Annotated in this window: 1 pseudogene; it reads right to left on the minus strand. The window is 39.5% G+C overall.

The window, feature by feature from the left end:
* Positions 1 to 325: 325 nt before the first annotated feature.
* A pseudogene (locus KIV40_RS31480) lies at positions 326 to 588 on the minus strand (MFS transporter); the annotation flags it as partial.

Here is a 588-nt window from a genome sequence, read left to right on the forward strand (position 1 = left end):
TGTGCAAACTTAAAATAATATAGTGACTTTGATCACACAAATGATCTAAATGAGGGAACTTTAAGGGTGTAGTGCAACTGGATGTATTTAAAAATCTATTGATTTAGCGATTGCTGCCCATTTTATAGATAAATTGAATGTTTGATGTACGAAGCAAACGTTTTTGCAAGATTGAGTGATCTGTATTGCACTATCAACAGGAATTGGATTTATGAAGTTGACACTAAAACTTTGCAAGTTTTGAGGAAAGTTGGAACATATTTGTCATACATATTGTGTGGGGGGGGATAAAAAGAGAGCTGTTTGGCTCTCTTTGAATGGATGACTATTTTTGGTGACGTGCTTCTTCTAATAATCGAGCGAAAAAATGCCTCAAAGAGTAGAGCATGATCAAGCTCGGTACGACCATGAGTGCGGTAATAATGAAAAACAGCGACCAGTCATTGAGGTAATCAACCAGTTCACCACTGAATGAAGCCAATGTTGTGCGGCCAAAGTTACCGAGTGACGCGAGCAGGGCATACTGTGTGGCAGAGAAGGCTTGTCCAGTTAATAGTGTCAAGAAGGAGACAAACGCTACGGTAGAGA

Source organism: Vibrio sp. D173a, assembly GCF_030248475.1.